Raw genomic sequence first — 19372 nt, 5'->3', positions numbered from 1 at the left:
ACGGCGCCCACAGCATTGGAGACACCATGAACCCGATTTCCCGAACCACCCTCCGGGCCGCCATCGCGATGGCGGCGGCCTGCCTGGGGCTGTCCGCGTCTGCCGGCACGATCCGCGTCATGTGCTACCAGGACGGCAACGAGTGCGACGTCACCGCCGAACTGGCGCGGCGTTTCGAGCAGCAGAACCCGGACACGAAGGTCCGCGTCGATGCCGTGCCTTTCAAGACCGTGATGGAGCAGCTGCCGATGCAGCTGGCCGCGGGAGAGGGGCCGGACATCGCGCGCCTGACCGACCTGGGCGGCATGTCGCGCTACTACCTCGACATCGCCCCCTACCTCAAGGACCGCAGCTACTGGGACACGCAGTTCGCCAGCACGGCCGCCTGGCTGAAGCCGACACCCCAGGACAAGGGCATCTACGGCTTCATGTCGCAGCTGACGATGACCGGGCCGTTCGTCAACAAGACGCTGTTCGACCAGGCCAACATCCCGATGCCCGGGCCGAAGGCCACCTGGGACGAGTGGGCGGATGCCACCCGCCGCGTGGCGAAGGCGACGCAGACCAAGGCGGGCATGGCGTGGGACCGCTCCGGCCACCGCTTCGCGGGACCCGCCATCAGCGAGGGCGCGGCCATCTTCGATGCCAAGGGCGAGCTGACCGTCGATGCCCCCTACCGCAACACCATCGCGAAGTTCGTCGGCTGGAACAAGGACGGCACCATCCTGCGCGACGTGTGGGCGGGCTCGGGCGGATCGACCTATGCCGACACGATGGGTGAATTCATCAATGGCAACGTCGTGATGGCGCTGTCGGGCTCCTGGCAGATCAGCCGCCTGCAGCGCGACGTGGGCAATGCCTTCGACTGGGTCGCCGTGCCCAACCCCTGCGGCCCGGCGGCCTGCAGCGGCGTGCCCGGGGGCGCCGCCTGGGTGGCCTTGAAGACGACGAAGTCGCCGAAGGAAGTGGCGGCCTTCCTGGACTTCATGGCCTCCGAGCCGGTATATGCCGAATTCACCAGCCGCACCGGCAACATCCCCGCCCATGCAGGGCTGGTCGCCAAGGGCGTCGCCTACCCGAACGCGAAGCCCCAGGCCGCGGCCGCCCTCCAGGTGTTCAGCGCGGGCGTGCCCACGCTGGCGCCGGTGGCCTACCGGTTCCAGGGCTACCGCTACAGCCGGGCGCTGCAGGCACCCACCGTGCTGCGCACCACGCAGGCCATCGTGGGCGAGCTGACTGTCGATCAGGCCGTCACCAAGCTGGTCGCCGACATGCAGGAAGCCGTCCGCCAGGCCAGGAAATAACGCTGCTCCTCATTTTTTTCCACACGACGAAGCCCTTCACCATGAAACCCTGGAATGCCGAACGCTGGTCTTTCGACGGCGACGATACCGCCCGCACCGCCCGCGCTCCGCTCGACGACGGCAGCGCGCTCGCAGTGCGCTTTCTTTCCCCGACCATGGCCCGCGTCACGCTGCGCCCCGCAGGCGGGTTCCGCGAACCGCGCACCTGGGCCATCGCTCCGCAGGCCGGGCAGGACACCCCCTGGGAAGGCCGCTCCCGCGAAGACCTGGCGGGCTTCGACCTGCCGGCCACGCAGGCCGGTGCACGCAGCTTCGGCACCGGCCAGCTCACCGTCACGCTGGGCGACGATCCGCTGCGCCTGGAGTGGCATGCCTTCGGTGATGCGACGCCGATCGCGTCGGACCGCGAAACCACGGCCTACCTCTACCAGAAGCGCGGCGGCCGCATCCGCCACTACCTGCAGCGCCAGCCTGGCGAGCGCCATTACGGCCTGGGCGACAAGACGGGCCCGCTCGACCTGAGCGGCCGCCGCCTGCGCTCCGCGGCGCTCGACGCGCTGGGCTACGACCCGAAGACGGGCGACCCGCTCTACAAGCACTGGCCCTTCGTGCTGAGCCGTGCGGCCAACGGCCAGTGGCTCGGCATCTACTACGACACGATGGCCGAATGCACGTTCGACCTGGGCTGCGAGCACGACAACTACCACGGCTTCTACCGCTACGTGGACATCGAGGACGGTGACCTGGACTACTACCTCATGGTCGGCCGCACGCCCGCCGAGGTGATCGCGCAGTTCACTGCCCTGATCGGCGGCACCCACCTGCCCCCGCGCTGGACGCTCGGTTTCGCGCAGACGGCAATGGGGCTGACCGACGCCGCGGACGCCCAGGCGGGGCTCGACGCGTTCATCGACGAGATGGTCGCCAGCCGCATCCCGATGTCGGCCTTCCACTACGGCTCGGGCTACTCCAGCCGCGGCAAGCGGCGCTACGTGTTCACCTGGAACGGCGACAAGTTCCCGGATCCGAAGGCACTGAACCGGCGCTTCCACGAGCACGGCCTGCACCTGGTGGCCAACCTCAAGCCCTGCCTGCTGGACGACCATCCCGCCTATGCCGAGGTGAAGGCGCAGAAGGCGTTCATCGCGGACGCCTCCACGGGGGCCCCGGTCATCGAGCCGTTCTGGGACGGCCTGGGCTCGCACCTGGACTTCACCACGCCCGAGGGCATCCGCTGGTGGCAGGAGGGGCTGCGCCGGCAGGTGCTCGATTACGGCTTCGACGTGGGCTGGAACGACAACAACGAATACGCGGTGACCGACGAGGACGCGCAATGCGCGGGCTTCGGCACGCCGATCCCGATGCACCGCGCGCGCCCGCTGCATCCGCTGCTGATGACCCGCTCGACCTTCGAGGCGCAGCAGGCGCACCGGCCCGGCGAGCCCGTGTTCACGGTGAGCCGCGGCGGCATGCCCGGCATCCAGCGCTATGCGCAGACCTGGAGCGGCGACAACACCACCAGCTGGGAGACGCTGCGCTGGAACCTGCGCACGGGCCTGCAGATGAGCATTTCCGGCATGTTCAACGTCGGCCACGACATCGGCGGCTTCTTCGGCCCCCGGCCCGGGCCCGAACTGCTGGTGCGCTGGGTGCAGGCCTGCTGCCTGAACCCCCGGGCGATCGTGAATTCCTGGAAGGCCGACGGCGTGACCACCGTGCCCTGGATGTACCCGGAAATGACGCCTGCGATCCGCAAGGCGATCGAGCTGCGCTACCGGCTGATCCCCTACATGTGGTCGCTGTTCGAGCGGGCGTCCGCCCGGCACGAGCCGATCATCCGCCCGACGTTCTACGACTTCCCGGAGGACGCGAACTGTTTCGAGGACAGCGACGATTTCATGCTGGGCGATGCGCTGCTGGCGGCCCCGGTCGTGGCGCCCGGCGCGACCACGCGCCGCGTGTACCTGCCCGCGCTGCCGGGCGGCGCGCAGTGGTTCGACTTCGAGACGCGCGAAGCCTTCGCCAGCGGCCAGTGGCACACGGTGCCGGCGCCGCTCGACCGGCTGCCCCTGTTCGCCCGCGCGGGCGCTTCCATTCCGTGCGCGCAGCCTGCCGAAGGACAGGTCGCACGCTTCGATGACCCGGTCGCCGAAACCCGTTCGTTCTGAGGAAGCCCATGGCCCGCGACATCCGCATCACCCGCGTCGACATCACGCCCATCGCGTTCCGTGACGGCCCGCTCCTGAACGCCGCCGGCATCCACGAGCCCTGGGCGCTGCGCTCCATCGTCCAGGTCGAGACCAGCGACGGCCGCGTCGGCATCTCGGAGACCTACGGCGACGAGCCCATGCTGCGCGTGCTGCGGCAGGCCGTGCCGCTGGTCACCGGGCTGTCGCCGTTCGACCTGAACACCATGGAGCAGCGCGTGCGCGCCGCGATCCGGCCCGCCGCGGATGCGGTGGAGTTCGAGCTGGCGCCCGGCTCGCATGCCGCCAAGAACGCCTCGAAGGTGGTGAGCACGTTCGAGGTCGCCATGCTGGACCTGCAGGGCCAGATCGTCGGCGCCCCCATCGTCGATCTGCTGGGCGGCAAGGTGCGCGACGCGGTGCCCTACAGCGCCTACCTGTTCTTCAAGTACGCCGAGCACATCGACCGGCCCTACGCGCCCGACGCCTGGGGCGAGGGCATCAGCCCGGAGCAGATCGTCGAGCAGGCGCGGCGCATGATCCGGCTCTACGGCTTCCGGAGCATCAAGCTCAAGGGCGGCGTGTTCGAGCCGGCCCACGAAATTGCCTGCATGCGGGCGCTGCACGAGGCCTTTCCCGGCCTGCCGCTGCGGCTCGATCCCAACGCCAACTGGTCGCTGGAGACGAGCATCGCGGCAGCCCGGGAACTGGACGAGTTGCTGGAGTACTACGAAGACCCGTGCCCCGGCCTGGCTGGCATGGCCGAGCTGCAGAAGCACACGCGCCTGCCGCTCGCCACCAACATGGTGATCACCACCATGGAGGACTTCCGCAAGGGCGTTCCCATGGGGTCGGCCCGGGTGCTGCTGTCGGACCACCACTACTGGGGCGGCCTGCGCGTCACGCAGACCCTGGCGCGCATGTGCGAGCTCTGGGGGCTGGGCATGTCGATGCACTCCAACTCCCACCTGGGCATCAGCCTGATGGCCATGACGCACGTGGCCGCGAGCATCCCGAACCTCACCTATGCCTGCGATACGCACTATCCGTGGCAGGAAGAGGAGGTGATCGAGGGCGGCCGCATCCGCTTCGTGGACGGCAGCGTGCCCGTGCCTTCCACGCCCGGCCTGGGGGTGCGTCTGGATGCCGCCCGCCTGGCGGAACTGCATGAGCAGTACCTGCGCTGCGGTGTACGCAACCGCGACGACCTGAGCCAGATGCGCAGGTACCAGCCGGAGTTTTCGGGGAAGAGTCCGCGGTTCTGAGGGGTGTGGGCCGTGCGCCATCCTGTTCCCTATGCCTGGCTGCGCGGCAAGGGGCCATCGGAGTTCCCGGCCTGCAGGTCACGGATCGGGCTTCATTATGACGACCGAAGAAATATCTCCCGTTTTTTGAAATCCTGTGTGCCGAGCCATTCAAAGTGCCGGCCGCGGAATGCGGGCCGGCGGCACATTGTTGCCGCACGGTCGAGCTCGTGCAGCGTTAGAAGGTGAATAGAAATTAATGCGCCTTAAATAATCTGAAGAAACCTTAAGCGATCGCGGATTCCATATCCGACTCCAGGCATTCGCCGAGACAAAAGCAGTCCACTGGCGCGAGCGATGGTCTGCCGCCGTCCTTGTCGCGGTGGGCGACCTGGCGCTGGCGACACGGGCGGAAGGCGGGCAGGGCGGCCGCCAGGCCTTCACGCGGTTGCCGGGCCGGACCGGGGTAGCGCGAGCACGTCGTGCATGGGCAGGGCCCGCGAGAACAGGTAGCCCTGTCCGAAATAGATGCCCATCTGGCAAAGCAGCGCCGACTGGACTTCGGTTTCCACCCCCTCCGCGACGAGTACCGCGCCATATTGCCGGGCGCTTTCGAAGGCCAGGCCGATCGCCTTCTGCATGCGGGGTTCTTCCACCATCGAGACCATGGCGTAGTCGATCTTGACCTCGCTGAACGGAAACTTCGCCAGCGTCGACAAAGCGGAGTACCCCGTGCCGAAATCGTCGAGCGACAGGCCCACGCCCGCGGTATGCAGATGGTGGATGTTGGTGTGCACGGTCTCGATGTCGGGAAGGTGGCCCGATTCGATGATCTCCAGCGACAGCAGGTGGAAGGGGACGGATTGCGTGCGGAGGCAGTCGATGACCCGTTCGCCGAAGCCCGGTACGGTCATGGATTCCGCAGAGATATTGACCGAGAGCGGGATGCGGATGCCGGAGGCGAGGCAGCGGCCGATCTCGCGCACGACGACCTCGATCGTGCACCACTCGAGCTTCAGGAGCAGCTGGCACCGGCTCGCCACGTCGAACACGTAGGTCGGCGGCAGGGGCTGTCCATCCACGGATTTCGCGCGCAGGAGCGCTTCCGCGCCGTACATGGCCTTGCTGCGCAGATCGAACTTGGGCTGATAGCACATCGGTGCGTCCACCCTCCGTATCCAGTCGATGAGCAGTTCGCGGACGGCGGCGTCCTTTTCCGTCTGCGAGGAGAACGAGGTGTGGAAGTACCGGTACTGCTGCGTGCTGCTCTGCAGTGCCAGGCTGATGTTGCGCAGCACCGAAGAGGGCCGCTCGTCCGCGTCCTGCCGCAGGTTGAAGGCGCGGTAGCGCAGTTGCACGCCGGCGTAGGGGCTGCCGGCGCGCCCGAAGTCCTCGGCCAGGTCCGCGTGGATCTTGGGCAGGGTCTCGCGGTGCTCGAGCTGCTGCACGGGCATGCCCTCGACGATGAACGCCAGGGCCATGTCCGAGAACTGGAAGCACTGCGGTACCTCCCGGCTGAGCGAGGCGGTCTCTCCCTGGAGGACCTTGCGCGCGAGGTATCCCCAGAACCTGTCCGTCCAGTCGTGGCCGAGCATCGACACCACCTCTTTCAGGTTGCCGATCTCGAAGACGATCATCGTGTGCGGGGCGCTGCCGGCGCTCAGCAGGCCTTCGAGGTGTTCCGCCAGCGCCCGCCGGTTGGGCAGTCCGGTCAGCAGATCGGTGCGGTACAGCTGCATGCGCTGGGCGCAGGTCTGCCGGACCATGGCGTCGGAGCGCAACAGGGCTATCGTGCCGGCCAGGATCAGGAGGGATACGGTGAATCCGAGCACCTGCAGCGTGACCACGTGCACGCTCACCTCGGCCGGCACCAGCTGCAGGGCGAACACGGCGGCGCTGGCGACGAGCGAGCAGGCCATGCGCGCCGCCCAGATCCGGAAGGTGTCGCTCCCCCGGAATTCGGTGAAGGGCTTGTCGCGGTACACCTTGTTCATGAGGACTCCGCCCGCCATCGTGACCGACATGTCGAGGGTGAAGGCGCTGATCTGGTGGGTGCCCCCGAACAGCAGGCGCGCCGCGACGACCGAGGCCAGGGTGATCGGTCCGCCGCGCCATCCGCCCAGGAGCCCTCCCAGAAAGAGCAGATCGGAAGCGAGGTACGGCTTGGACGTCTGCTGCAGGAACGACTGCGCCATCGCGATCATCAGGAAGCCGGCGAGGCCGAACACGATGCCATGGAAGGCGCGGCCCGACCCCATGCCGACGGCGTTCTGCCGCGACGTCACCAGCACCATGCTCACGGTGCCCAGCAGTGCCGCGGCCTGCAGGAGCAGCAGCGGATAGTTCGCGAGTTCCACGCGCCATGCGTGGGCGATGATTTCAAGCATTGCGCCCCTGTCGAGAAGTGCCGGGCCCGCCGCGCGCGGGCCTGGGACCTGTCCGGGGGCTCCGGGCCGGCGAGACCCTGGGATGCCGTGCCGCCGATCCGCCGGAAGGTGGGATGTACCCGCCCGAATTTTCCGGCTGGACGGTTTTCTGCCTACCCGATAAATGTCATGCCGTGCGGGTGCGCTGCGCACGCAGGTCCACGCGCCAAGCACGGTGCGTCGTGCCGGACAGTCCGCGAATGCAGGTTCGGCGCAAGAGGGGCCGGCGCAAGAGGGGCCGGCGCAAGAGGGGCCGGCAGGGCCCCGGGCGGGCTCAGGGCCGGCGCGACGACACCACGATGCCCGCCACGATCAGCGCGAAAGCCGCGCCATGGTAGAGATGCGGCGTCTCGCCCAGGGCCAGTGCCGAGAGCAGCGCCGCGAAGAGTGGCGTGAGGTTGATGAAGAAGCCTGCCACCGCCGGTCCCGCGCGCTGCACGCCCGCTCCCCAGCAGCGGTAGGCGAGCAGGGCGGGGCCCAGGGCGATGAACGCGAGGGCGGTGGCCAGCGGCCAGCCCCAGGTGACGTGGGCGAGGCCCAGGCTAAATTCGCCGGCGGCGAAGGCGCCCGACCAGAGGAGGCCGAACACCATTTGCGCCATGAGGAAGGCGGCCCAGTCGGCGCGCAGGCCCGCGGGCTCGGCGGTGCGCGACAGCAGCCAGCTGTAGAAGGCCCAGGAGATGGTGGCCAGCACCATGTACAGGTCGCCCGGCACCAGCCGCAGCGCCAGCAGCTGCGACCATTCGCCGCGGCTGAGCACCAGCAGCACGCCGGCAACGGAGAGCAGGGCGCCCGCCACCTGCGCGCGCGTCGCCCGCACGCCGAAGAAGAAGGTGCCCACGGCGAGCATCCAGACCGGCAGGCTGGAGCCCACGAGCGTGACGTTGAGCGGTGTGGAGGTCTGCAGCGCCATGTACTGCAGCGCGTTGTAGCAGCCGATGCCCAGCAGGCCGAGCATCGCGTAGCGGCGCCAGTGCGGCCACAGCGGGCTGCCCCGGCGCAGCACGCCGTGGGCCAGGGGCAGCAGCACCGCGAAGGCCAGGGCCCAGCGGATGAAATTGAGCGCGACCGGAGAGATGAGGTGGTGCACGAGGCGGCCGACGACCGCGTTGCCGGCCCAGAGCAGCGGCGCGGCCACGAGCAGGGCGGCCGTGCCGGGCGAGAGTCGTTGTGTCATGGCCGGGAAATGTACCGGCCTGCGGGCTTTCGCGATCCGTGGCAGGATGCACGCCGGCCGCCGCGTGGGGGCATTCCGCTGGCCGGACCTCCGCCGTCCCGCCGCGGGGACCTCCCGGCTTTTTCCATCTCGATCTGTCTTCCATCTCAGGAGTCGCCGCATGAGCCTTGCCGTCCAGATCCGCCAGCACGGCGGTCCCGAAGAACTGCACCTGACCGACGTGCCCGTGGGCGAACCCGGCCCCGGCGAGATCCGCATCCGCCACCATGCGGTGGGCCTGAATTTCATCGACGTCTACCACCGCACGGGCCTGTACCCGCTGCCGATGCCGGCCACGATCGGCATGGAGGGCGCGGGCATCGTGGAGGCCGTGGGCCCGGGCGTGACCCACCTCTCCGCGGGGGACCGTGCCGCCTATGCGAGCGCGCCACCCGGCAGCTATGCCGAGGTGCGCGTGCTGCCCGCGAAATGCGTGTGCCGGCTGCCCGACGCGATCGATTTCGAGACCGGCGCGGCCATGATGCTCAAGGGCCTGACGGCGCAGTACCTGCTCAAGAAGACGCTGCCGGCCGAGGGGCTGCAGCCGGGCGACCACGTGCTGTTCCATGCGGCCGCGGGCGGCGTGGGGCTGATCGCCTGCCAGTGGGCGAGGGCGCTGGGCCTGCAGCTCATCGGCACGGCCGGCAGCGACGATAAGTGCCGGCTGGCGCTCGCCAACGGCGCGGCGCACGCCATCAACTACCGCACCGAAGATTTCGCGGCGCGCGTGAAGGAGATCACGGACGGGAAGGGCGTGAAGGTGGTGTACGACTCGGTGGGCAAGGACACCTGGGAGAAATCGTTGGAGTGCCTGCGCCCCTTCGGTCTCATGGCCACCTTCGGCAATGCCTCGGGGCCGGCGCCGGCGTTCGCGCCCGGCATGCTCGGCGCCAAGGGCTCGCTGTACGTCACGCGCCAGACGCTGTTCACGCACATCGCCACGCGCGAGGCCACGCAGGCGATGGCGGACGACCTGTTCGCGGTGGTGCAGAGCGGCGACGTGACCATCCACATCGACCAGCGCTACCCCCTGCGCGACGTGCAGCAGGCGCACCGCGACCTGGAGGCGCGCAAGACCACGGGTTCGACCATCCTGACGCTGGAATGACGAGCGCGCATCGCGAAGTGCCCGGCTGGGTGGCGCCGGCCCGCACGCTGGCGCGCCGCCCACCGGCCGTGCCGCGCCTGCCGTTCGCCGTGGCCGGGCAGACCGTGGGTTCGGTGGCGCCCGGCGTGCTGGAGGGTGTCGCTCTGGAAGGGGGCGCTCTCACGAAGGAGCCGCATGCGGGCGCATGGCGCTGGCATCTGGCCTGTGCCCCGGCCGATGCCACGCCGGCCCTGGCCGCGCTGGCGGAGGCGCTGCGCAGCGCCGGCCGGTGCGGTGCCTGGCGCGACGAGCAGCTCGCGGTGTGCAATGCGGCGGGCGAACGCGTCGGCACGGTGGAGCGCGGCGCGGTGCGCGCGCTGGGCATCGCCACGCGGGCGGTGCATCTGGTGGCCTGCGTGCCGGACGGCCGGCAGTGGGTGCAGCAGCGCGCCTTCACGAAGCCCAGCCACCCGGGCCGGTGGGACACGCTCATGGGCGGCATGGTGAGCGCGCAGGACACGGTGGCATCCGCCCTGGCGCGCGAGACCTGGGAAGAGGCCGGCCTGCGCATCGAAGCCCTGCAGGCCGTGGCCCAGGGCGGCCACGTCGATTTCGCGCGCCCGAGCGACGAAGGCGAGGGCGCGGGCTACATGGTGGAGCGCATCGACTGGTTCCGCGCCACCGTGCCCGACGGCCTCGTGCCCGCCAACCAGGACGGCGAGGTGGAACGCTTCGAGCTGCTGGACGAGGCCGCCGTGCACGCGCGGCTCGCGCAGGGCGCCTTCACGCCCGAGGCGGCGCTGGTGCTGGCCTGCTTCTACGGCTGGTGAGGCCCTGACGGGAGGGGCGCACCGCCGCCCGTCCTTCCTTTTTTCTTCCTTCTTTTTCCGCAGGCGAGCGATACCCGCACGCGCCGGATAGCGGCTGCGCGCGCCGGATAGGGGGTGCGCGGGGCTTGCCCGCACCATGGAGCCCAAGCAGCGAACGGCTGCGAAACCACCGGAGAGCGCCGCAAGGCACCGGGACACGCCGCAGCGCGCGGCCCCGGCCGAGCTCCGTGCAAGGGGATTGCTCCATGAAAGACCTGCAAGGCAAGACCGTCATCGTCACCGGCGGCGCCACGCTCATCGGTGCGGCCGTGGTCCGCACGCTGCGCGACCAGGGCGCACGCGTCGCCCTCTTCGACATCGATGCGCAAGGCGGTGCCCGCATCGCCGCCGAAGATAGCGGCCACATCGGCTTCTGGCCGGTGGACATCACCGACGACGCGCAGCTGGTCGCCAGCGTGGCCGACGTGGCGCTGCGCTTCGGGCGCATCGACGGGCTGGTCAACCTGGCCGCCACGTACCTGGACGACGGTGCGGCCTCGGAGCGCGCCGACTGGCTCAAGGCGCTGGACGTGAACCTGGTCAGCGCCGTGATGGCCGCACGTGCCGTGCGCCCGCACCTGGTGGCGGCGGGCGGCGGCGCGATCGTGAATTTCACCAGCATCTCGTCCAAGGTCGCGCAGACCGGCCGCTGGCTCTACCCCGTCTCCAAGGCCGCGCTGGTGCAGGTCACGCGCAACATGGCCATGGACTTCGCGGCGGACGGTATCCGCGTCAATTCCGTTTCGCCGGGCTGGACCTGGTCGCGCGTGATGGACGAACTCACCCAGGGCGACCGCGCCAAGACCGACCGCGTGGCGGCCGACTACCACCTCCTGAAGCGCGTGGGCAATCCGGAGGAGGTGGCCGAAGTCGTGGCCTTCCTGCTGTCGGGCCGTGCCTCGTTCGTGACCGGCGCCGACTACGCGGTGGACGGCGGCTATTCGGCCATGGGGCCGGAGCAGGCGCGTCCGGCGATCCCGCGGCTGGCGGAGTGAGCGCCTCTTTTCCCGACACCTTCCTTCCTTCTTTCTCTCTCTTTCTTTCCGATTCTTCCAAGGAGACTGCCATGCGTCGAGTTGCAATCGTGGGCGGAGGCCAGGCCGGCCTGCCGCTGGCTTTCGGTCTGCTGGACAAGGGCTACGAGGTCACCGTGGTGACCAACCGCACGCCCGACCAGATCCGCGCGGGCAAGGTGATGTCCAGCCAGTGCATGTTCGACCCCGCGCTGCAGGTGGAGCGCGACCTGGACATCGACCACTGGGGGGCCGAATGCCCGCCGGTGGAGGGCATCGGCTTCGCCGTTCCTCATCCGGAGCAGGCCGGTGCCAGACTGATCGACTGGAGCGCCAGGCTGGATGCGCCCGCGCAGTCGGTGGACCAGCGCCTGAAGATGCCCGTGTGGCTGGAGAACCTGGAAAAGCGCGGCGGCAAGGTGCTGATCCAGGACGCGGGCATCGCCGAACTGGAGGCGCTGTCGGACACGCACGACCTGGTGATCCTCGCGGCTGGCAAGGGCGAGGTGGTGCGCCTTTTCGAGCGCGACGCCGCCCGCTCGCCCTTCGACAAGCCGCAGCGTGCGCTGGCCCTGACCTATGTGCACGGCCTGAAGCCCACGCCGGACTACTCCCGCGTGTCGTTCAACCTGATCCCGGGCGTGGGCGAATACTTCGTGTTCCCCTCGCTCACGCTCAGCGGCCCCTGCGACATCATGGTGTTCGAAGGCGTGCCCGGCGGCCCGCTGGACTGCTGGCGCGACGTGAAGACGCCCGCAGACCACCTGGCGACCAGCAAGCGCTTCCTGCAGCAGTTCCTGCCCTGGGAGGCCGAGCGCGCCCAGGGGGTGGAGCTGACCGACGCCAACGGCATCCTGGCCGGCGCCTTCGCGCCCACCGTGCGCAAGCCCGTGCTCACGCTGCCTTCGGGACGCCTGGTGTTCGGCCTGGGCGATGCCGTGGCCACGAACGACCCCATCACCGGCCAGGGCTCGAACAACGCCACCAAGGCCGCCAGGGTGTACCTCGACGCCATCCTGGCGCATGGCGACCAGCCCTACACGCGCGCCTGGATGGAGCAGACCTTCGAGCGCTTCTGGGATTACGCGCAGTGGGTGGTGCAGTGGACCAACTCGCTCCTCACGCCCCCGCCGCCGCACATCCTCAAGCTGCTGGGCACCGCCGCCGCCATGCCCACACTGGCCCACACCATCGCCAACGGCTTCAACCACCCGCCGAGCTACTTCCCGTGGTGGGCGGATGCGGACGAGGCCGACCAGCTCATCGCCCGCCACCAGGCGCCCGAGGCCGTCGCGGCCTGAGCGCGGCGAACGCGATGCAACCACCCAAGGAGACCGCCATGTCCGCCTGCCTCGCCCCCGAAGCCCTGGCCGTGCAAGCCGCCAGCCCCGCCGCCACCGACTGCGAAAACGCCCCCTGGGGCTGCGTGGACCTGCAGCCGCGCACCCTGCGCAACCTGCTGGGCAGCTACCCCACCGGGGTGGCCATCGTGACCACGCGCACGCCGGAAGGCCGCGCCGTGGGCCTGACCATCAACTCCTTCGCGTCGCTGTCGCTCGATCCGCCGCTGGTGCTCTGGAGCCTGGTCAACCACTCGCCCAGCCTGGCCGCGTTCCGCGACTGCTCGCACTTTGCCATCCACGTCCTGCCGCGCGAGCACGAGGAACTGGCCAGGCGCTTCGCCAGCCCCGCCGTGCCCGACAAGTTCGCCGGCGTGGACCTGATCGACGCGCCCGAGGGCGTGCCCGTGCTGACCGGCGCGGTGACCACGCTGGTCTGCGCGAGCGAGGCCGACCACAGCCGCCATGCGGGCGACCACCTGCTGATGGTGGGGCGCGTGGTGCGCACCCACAGTGCGCCGGGCACGCCGCTGGTCTTCCACGCCGGCCGATTCACGGCGCTGGACGTGCCGCCTCCGGCCGCCTGACACCGCCGCCGTTCCGCAGGCCTGGAGCGTTCCGGCCGGGCCTGCGTTCCGCCCCTTCTTTTCCCGCTGGAGCCCGCCATGAGCACGCCCGCCGCTTCGTCGCCCCCTTCCACCCTCGCCGCGCTGGCCGCCCAGCTGGCCGGCGGCGCCATCCGCGTCGTCGATCTCACGCAGACGCTGTCGCCCTCGTTTCCCACGCTGCAGCTGCCGCCGCAGTTCGGGCAGGTCAAGCCCTTCACGATCGAGCGCATCTCGCACTACGACGAGAGCGGCCCGGGCTGGTACTGGAACAACTTCTCCTGCGGCGAGCACACAGGCACGCACTTCGACGCGCCGGCCCACTGGATCACCGGGCGCGAGCACCCGGCCAACAGCGTGGACACCATCGCGCCGGAGAACTTCGTCGCCCCGGCCGTGGTGGTCGATGCCAGCGCCGAGGTCGCGGCCGATGCCGACTGGCTGCTGACGGTCCCCTTCCTGGAAGCCTGGGAGGCGCGCCACGGCCGCATTCCGGCCGGTGCCTGGGTGCTGCTGCGCACCGACTGGTCGCTCAAAGCCCATGATGCGGACGCCTTCCTGAACCTGAAGGACGATGGAGCCCACACGCCCGGCCCCACGCAGGAGGCGGTCGAATGGCTGATCCACCAGCGGCAGGTGCACGGCTTCGGCGTGGAGACCATCAACACCGATGCCGGCCAGTCGTACACCTGGCCCGTGCCGTATCCGTGCCACACGCTGATGCACGGCGCCAACCGCTACGGCCTGCAGTGCCTGAAGAACCTGGACCAGCTGCCGCCGCAGGGCGCGCTCATCTTCTCCGCACCGCTGAAGATCGAAGGCGGCTCGGGCAGCCCGCTGCGCGTGCTGGCGCTGGTGGAGTGACCGCCATGGCCGGCAACGCTTCCGATCCGCAGGTGATCTTCGTCGGCAGCGGCATCAACGCCCTGGTGGGGGCGGCGCTGCTGGCCGTGCGCGGCAGGCGCGTGCTGGTGCTGGAGCGCAACGACCGCTTCGGTGGCTGCATCCGCACCGAGGAGCTGTTTCCGGGCTACCGGCACGAGGTCATGGCCTCGTGGTATCCGCTCTTCACCGGCAGCCCGGGCTATGCCGAACTGAAGCCGGCGCTGGAGCGGGCCGGGCTGCGGTTCCTCACGCCCGAATACACGACCGGCTGGGTCGGGCCCGACGGCCGGGGCATCGCCCTGCGGCAGGACCTGGACGATGCCGCGCGCCGCATCGACGCGGTGGCGCCGGGCGATGGCGCGGCGATCCAGGCCATGGCCGCCGGGATCTTCGGGCGCGATGCGGCGCTCACCTTCGGCCTGCTGGGCGGCGATCCGTACGGCTGGCCGCTCATCAGGCTGCTGTGGTCGGAATGGCGCCAGCGCGGCACCGACGGCCTGCTGGCCTATGCGGGCGGCGCCATGGAGAACTTCCGCCGCTGGTCGCAGCGCGCGCTGCAATCCGACCTGGCGCGCGCGCTGGTGGCGCCGTGGACGCTGCACTCGGGCCTGGGGCCGGACGACGCCACCTCGGCGCTGATCGGCAAGCTCACCTTCGCCGCCGTGGTCAGCGGCGGCATGCCGGTGGTGGAGGGCGGCGGCAGCCGGCTGGTGGAGGCGCTGGCCACCGTGATCCGGCAGCATGGCGGCGAGCTGGTCTGCAATGCGCAGGTGGACCGGATCGACACGCAGGGCCAGGGCCGCAGGCGCCGCGCCACCGGCGTGCAACTGGCCGACGGGCGCATCTACGCGGCCGGCGAATCGGTGGTGTGCAGCGTTACGCCCGGGCAGCTCTACGGCCGGTTGCTGCCCGATGCGCCGCCCGCCGTGCGCGAGCGCGCCGAAGCCTTCCAGCATGGCCGGGGCGACATGCAGATCCACTTCGCCCTGAATGCGCCGCCCGCGTGGAAGGAGCCGGAGCTGCTGAAGGTGCCGCTGGTGCATCTGACGGAAAGCATGGAACAGGTCTGCACTTCCGTCACCGAGGCCAACAACGGCCTGCTGCCCGCCCGGCCCACGCTGGGCATCGGGCAGCCGACCGCGGCTGACTCGTCGCGCGCGCCGGAAGGTGGATGGATTCTGTGGATCCAGATGCAGGAGCTGCCATCGCACCTGCGTGGCGATGCGGCGGGCGAGATCGCCGTGCCCGCGGACGGGCGTTGGAACGAGGCCGTCCGCGAAGCCTTCGCCGACCGGGTGCAGACCCGGCTGGAGCAGGTGATGCCCGGGCTGGCCGGGCGCATCGTGGGGCGCCGCGCGTATTCGCCGGCCGACCTGGAGCGCCTCAACTGCAACCTGGTGGGCGGCGACCCGTACGGCGGCCTGTGCTCGCCCGATCAGTTCTTCTGGCTGCGGCCCTTCGCCGGCAGCGATGGCGCGCGCGGCCACCGCACGCCGCTGGCCAACGTGTTCCACATCGGCGCCAGCACCCATCCCGGGCCGGGTCTGGGCGCCGGTTCGGGTTACCAGATCGCGCAGCGGCTGGCGCCCGGCTGACGGGTGCCGACTCTCTGGCATCGAGCATCTTTTCCCATCATTCCAACCCACTGAAGACGAAGGAAGAACCATGCGCAACATCGCATCGAAGAAGAGAGGCCTGGCGGGCCTGCTGGGCATGGCGGCCGGCCTGGCTGCCACGGGCGCGGCACACGCCACGGAAAGCGGCGGCCTGGGCGTCTACCCCGACGGCCTGGAGAACTACTTCGTCGGCGCACTGCCGCCCCCCGGTGTGCACGTGATGGCCTACGGCGGCGGCTACCGCTACGACACGCTGCGCGGCAACGGCGGCCAGTCGCTGGTGCCGGACTTCAAGGTGGACGTGAACCTGCTGGCCCCGCGCGTCGTGTGGGTCACGCCGCAGACGATCGCGGGCGGCCAGCTGGCCTTCCATGCCGTCGTGCCGCTGCTGGACGTGAAGTTCCGCGCGGGCGGCGCCACGTTCAAGAGCTCGGGCCTGGGCGACATCACCGTCGGCGCGGCGCTGGGCTACCACCTCTCGCCGCGGCTGCACCAGGTGGTCGGGCTGGACATCGTCGCGCCCACCGGCAAGTACAGTGCGACCGACCCGTCGAGCCTGGGCAAGAACTACTGGACCTTCCAGCCGGTCTACGCCGTCACCTACATGCAGCCTTCGGGCTTCAACGGCGACGTGAAGCTGATGTACGACATCAACCGCCGCAACGGCGACACCGATACCCGGTCCGGCCAGGCCCTGCATGCCGACTACGCCGCCGGCTGGGGCCTGGGCAACGGCTGGGTGGTGGGCGTGGGCGGCCACGTGTTCAGCCAGGTCACCAACGACAGCGGCCCCGGCAGCGCCCAGGGCAAGGCCCGCGCCATCGGCTTCGGCCCCGCGATCCGCTACGCCAACGACAAGGGCTTCCTGGTCACGGTGAAGTGGCAGAAGGACTTCGGCGTGCGCAACCGGCCCGAAGGCAGCGGCCTGCTGGCGAAGGCGACGATTCCGTTCTGACGCGGGGCAGGGCGGCGGTCCTTCCATCTTGACGACGCGCGGCACCATGCCACGCTCAGGAGCAGTGCCTATGGAAAAGCAAACTCGCGCTCCGTCGCCGATGGGCACCACCGGGTTCGCGCTGGTGGGCCTGTGGAGTCTGACCTGCCTGGCCGCGCTGGCCTGGGGGATGGGGGGCACGTCCGCCACCGATGCGGCAGCCCTGCCGCTGGCCCTGCTGGCCGCCGGAGGACTCGTGGGAACCGCGGGCCTGGTGTGGTGGTGGCTGCGGCGCCTGGCGCCTGCGCTGGAAGCGGTGCGGCAATTGGCCGAGAGCGCCGCGGCCTGCGATCTGCGGGTCGTCCATGCAGGCGCGGCGGTGCACGGGCCGGCAGGCATCGGTGCCGCGTTGCACCGGCTGCGCGCGCAACTGGGCGCCCGGCTGGCTTCCATCGACGGGGCGGCGCAACGCATCGCCCAGGCCGCCGCACGCATGGCCCACGGCAACGACTATCTGGCAGGCCGGGCCCGCGAGCGTGCAGCCGTCCTGGAGCAAACGGCCGCCGCCATGCAGGCGCTGACCGCATCGGTGGCACAGAACTCCGGCAGTGCGCAGCGCGCCGAGCGACTGGTGGACGAGGGCGCTGCCATCGCCCTGCAGTCCGAAGCCGCCACGCAGGCGCTGGCGCGGCAGATGGAGGCCATCGGCGGGGCGTCGCGGCGCGTGGCGGAAATCACCGGCGTGATCGAATCCATCGCCTTCCAGACCAATATCCTGGCGCTGAACGCGGCTGTCGAGGCCGCCCGCGCCGGCTCGCATGGCCAGGGCTTCGCCGTGGTGGCGGCCGAGGTGCGGGCGCTGGCCGCGCGCAGCGCTGGTGCTGCCCGCGAGATCGGCGGCCTGATCGCCGCCGCCACGGCGCAGGTCCGGCAGGGGCGCGAACGGGCAACCGAAGCCGATGCCGCCATGCAGGCCATGGTGCGCAATGCGCAGGGGATCGGCGGCCTGATCGCCGCCATCGCCAGCGCCAGCCGGGCCCAGGGCGACGGCATCGCCGAGGTGCGCGAGGCCATTGCCGGGCTGGACCGGGCCGCGCAGCAGAACTCCGCTACCGTGCAGGACGTGACGGCCGCCGCGCACCTGCTGCAGGAGCAGTCGGAGTCGCTGGCCGGCATGCTGGGCGGGTGGCGCTGGGATGCGGTGCTCTCCGCGGATGCGATCCCGGCCGCGCGGATGGCTGTGGATCCGGATCCGGCGAGCATTCCGGTGCGTGTGCAGGGGGCGCCTCGGTCCTCCTAGCCTGGGGCCTGCTGGCGCCTGCCCGCGGGCGGCGGCGCCACGTCAGTGCCGGCGCAGCGTCTGGCTCGGCGATTCCCCGTAGCGCTGCTTGTACTCGTTGCTGAACCGGCCCAGGTGGGCGAAGCCCCAGCGCAGCGCGATGCCCGCGACGTTGCTCGCCTCGCCGCCGAGCAGTTCGGTCCGCACGTGCTCCATGCGCAGGTCGCGCAGGTACTGCATGGGGCTCACGCCCAGGAATTCCTTGAAACCCGCGTAGAGGCTGCGCACGCTCACGCCCGCCACTTCGGCGAGTTGCTCCACGCAGACCGGCTCGTGGGCGTGCGCCTGCAGGTAATCCTGCGCGCGCCGCACATGGCGCGGCAGGATGGTGCTGCGCCGGGCGGGGGCCGTTTCGCTGTGGTTGTGCTGGTGCGACGTGAGCAGGATGAGGCAGGCCAGCTGCTCGATCTGTGCCACCACCAGCTTGTTCTGCGAGAGGTCGGGGTACTGCGTGGCGCAGTCCAGCAGGTAGGACAGCAGGCAGCGCCAGGGGGCGCAGTCCTGCCAGTGGAAGCCCAGCCCGAAACGCAGGGGCTCGTCCAGCGGGCGGCCCAGGTGCCCGACCAGGGTGCGCTCGACCTGGGCGCGGGCAATGCGCAGCATGAGCTGGTCGGTACCCGACGCCCAATGCATGCGGGTGTCGTCGTTCGGGCTGAGCACGGAGGCGGTGCCGGGCCCGGATTCCACCTGCCGGCCGCCGCTGTCGATGCGGGCATGGCCCGACAGCGGCATCTGCACCAGGAAGAAGCTTTCCAGCGGGCCGGGCTGGATCTCCACGGCCGCGCCGTAGCGCAGCCGGCTGACCGAGACGTCGCCCAGGCTGACGTAGTGCATGCGCGCATCCAGGCGTTCGCCCGGCGCGGTCTGCGCCAGCCGGTGCGGCTTCATCACGCGCCCCACCATGGAGCGCGTCTCGTCGATGTCCGCGGAGGCGAACAGCAGGTGCTCCGGCGCACCGGAAAAGCGCTCGATCGCCAGGGGCATGGCGGGCTGGCGCAGGGCCGAAGCGGCATTCATCGTGGAGAGCATGGGGCCTCCTTGGCGGGTATCGGCGGTTGCCGGCGTTGTCGTGGGCCATCGCGGTGCATCGAGGCGCCGCGATGGCTGCATTTCGCAAATTGCGTGCCCATGCGCATGAAATTTCATGTAACGGTTTGCGGGCCGGGTGTCGGCAGTGGGGATCCGCCGCGCGGGCCGCCAGGGCGGATGGTGGTGGTTTTTCCGCGATTCATTTGCCTTGGGTCAAGATCGTAGGCCGCGGTGCAGGTGGACAAATCCAGGAAAACCCTGGTTTTCCGGGCGGCGCGG

At 70.2% G+C, this 19372-nt stretch carries 15 protein-coding genes; 12 read left to right on the top strand and 3 right to left on the bottom strand.

Annotated features, from left to right (window positions below; genetic code table 11):
• Positions 1–26 precede the first annotated feature (26 nt).
• The 3 genes from ACGHC0_RS17565 to ACGHC0_RS17555 are packed head-to-tail and all read left to right on the top strand — an operon-like array spanning position 27 to position 4755.
• A complete protein-coding gene (locus ACGHC0_RS17565; RefSeq protein ID WP_368352193.1) occupies positions 27–1304 on the top strand; it encodes an ABC transporter substrate-binding protein in 1278 nt (425 codons plus the stop codon).
• Between the two features lie 41 nt (positions 1305–1345).
• Positions 1346–3472: a TIM-barrel domain-containing protein gene (locus tag ACGHC0_RS17560; protein ID WP_415266309.1), complete on the top strand. Its 2127-nt coding sequence runs from the start codon at positions 1346–1348 to the stop codon at positions 3470–3472.
• Positions 3473–3480: 8 nt separating this feature from the next.
• Positions 3481–4755 (top strand): glucarate dehydratase family protein, encoded by a 1275-nt coding sequence (locus tag ACGHC0_RS17555; RefSeq protein ID WP_415266308.1) that lies wholly within the window; start codon positions 3481–3483, stop codon positions 4753–4755.
• Between the two features lie 419 nt (positions 4756–5174).
• Here ACGHC0_RS17555 and ACGHC0_RS17550 read toward each other — a convergent pair whose 3' ends face one another.
• Positions 5175–7121, bottom strand: coding sequence for an EAL domain-containing protein (locus ACGHC0_RS17550; RefSeq protein WP_368352190.1), 1947 nt, complete (start codon positions 7119–7121; stop codon positions 5175–5177).
• A 313-nt stretch (positions 7122–7434) separates the two neighbouring features.
• Complete coding sequence (locus ACGHC0_RS17545; RefSeq protein ID WP_368352189.1) at positions 7435–8337, bottom strand: DMT family transporter; 903 nt, start codon at positions 8335–8337, stop codon at positions 7435–7437.
• A gap of 160 nt (positions 8338–8497) precedes the next feature.
• Here ACGHC0_RS17545 and ACGHC0_RS17540 point away from each other — a divergent pair, with 160 nt between their 5' ends.
• The 9 genes from ACGHC0_RS17540 to ACGHC0_RS17500 all read left to right on the top strand — a co-directional run bounded on the left by ACGHC0_RS17540 (position 8498) and on the right by ACGHC0_RS17500 (position 18025).
• Positions 8498–9484, top strand: coding sequence for a quinone oxidoreductase family protein (locus tag ACGHC0_RS17540; RefSeq protein WP_415266307.1), 987 nt, complete (start codon positions 8498–8500; stop codon positions 9482–9484).
• A complete protein-coding gene (locus ACGHC0_RS17535) occupies positions 9481–10293 on the top strand; it encodes an NUDIX hydrolase (RefSeq protein WP_415266306.1) in 813 nt (270 codons plus the stop codon). The genes ACGHC0_RS17540 and ACGHC0_RS17535 overlap by 4 nt, the downstream gene beginning before the upstream one ends.
• Before the next feature lie 245 nt (positions 10294–10538).
• Positions 10539–11327, top strand: coding sequence for an SDR family oxidoreductase (locus tag ACGHC0_RS17530; protein WP_415266305.1), 789 nt, complete (start codon positions 10539–10541; stop codon positions 11325–11327).
• Between the two features lie 71 nt (positions 11328–11398).
• Entirely contained in the window at positions 11399–12646 is a 1248-nt protein-coding gene (locus ACGHC0_RS17525) for a styrene monooxygenase/indole monooxygenase family protein (RefSeq protein ID WP_415266304.1), read from the top strand.
• Positions 12647–12684: 38 nt separating this feature from the next.
• On the top strand, positions 12685–13272 hold the full coding sequence (locus ACGHC0_RS17520) for a flavin reductase family protein (protein ID WP_415266303.1): 588 nt from the start codon (positions 12685–12687) through the stop codon (positions 13270–13272).
• A 78-nt stretch (positions 13273–13350) separates the two neighbouring features.
• Positions 13351–14154: a cyclase family protein gene (locus ACGHC0_RS17515; protein WP_368352183.1), complete on the top strand. Its 804-nt coding sequence runs from the start codon at positions 13351–13353 to the stop codon at positions 14152–14154.
• 5 nt (positions 14155–14159) lie between these two features.
• Positions 14160–15770, top strand: coding sequence for a phytoene desaturase family protein (locus ACGHC0_RS17510; RefSeq protein WP_415266302.1), 1611 nt, complete (start codon positions 14160–14162; stop codon positions 15768–15770).
• A gap of 70 nt (positions 15771–15840) precedes the next feature.
• Positions 15841–16746, top strand: a complete 906-nt coding sequence (locus ACGHC0_RS17505) for a SphA family protein (RefSeq protein ID WP_415266301.1) — start codon at positions 15841–15843, stop codon at positions 16744–16746.
• Between the two features lie 70 nt (positions 16747–16816).
• Entirely contained in the window at positions 16817–18025 is a 1209-nt protein-coding gene (locus tag ACGHC0_RS17500) for a methyl-accepting chemotaxis protein (RefSeq protein WP_415266300.1), read from the top strand.
• A 42-nt stretch (positions 18026–18067) separates the two neighbouring features.
• Here ACGHC0_RS17500 and ACGHC0_RS17495 read toward each other — a convergent pair whose 3' ends face one another.
• On the bottom strand, positions 18068–19093 hold the full coding sequence (locus ACGHC0_RS17495) for an AraC family transcriptional regulator (protein ID WP_415266299.1): 1026 nt from the start codon (positions 19091–19093) through the stop codon (positions 18068–18070).
• Between the last annotated feature and the right edge of the window lie 279 nt (positions 19094–19372).

Origin of the sequence: Acidovorax sacchari, assembly GCF_042847045.1 — a bacterium.
In the GTDB taxonomy this organism is placed as follows: Bacteria; Pseudomonadota; Gammaproteobacteria; order Burkholderiales; family Burkholderiaceae_C; genus Paracidovorax; species Paracidovorax sacchari.
The sequence above is the reverse complement of the archived record's forward strand: the minus strand, read 5'-3'. Positions and strand labels throughout refer to the sequence as shown.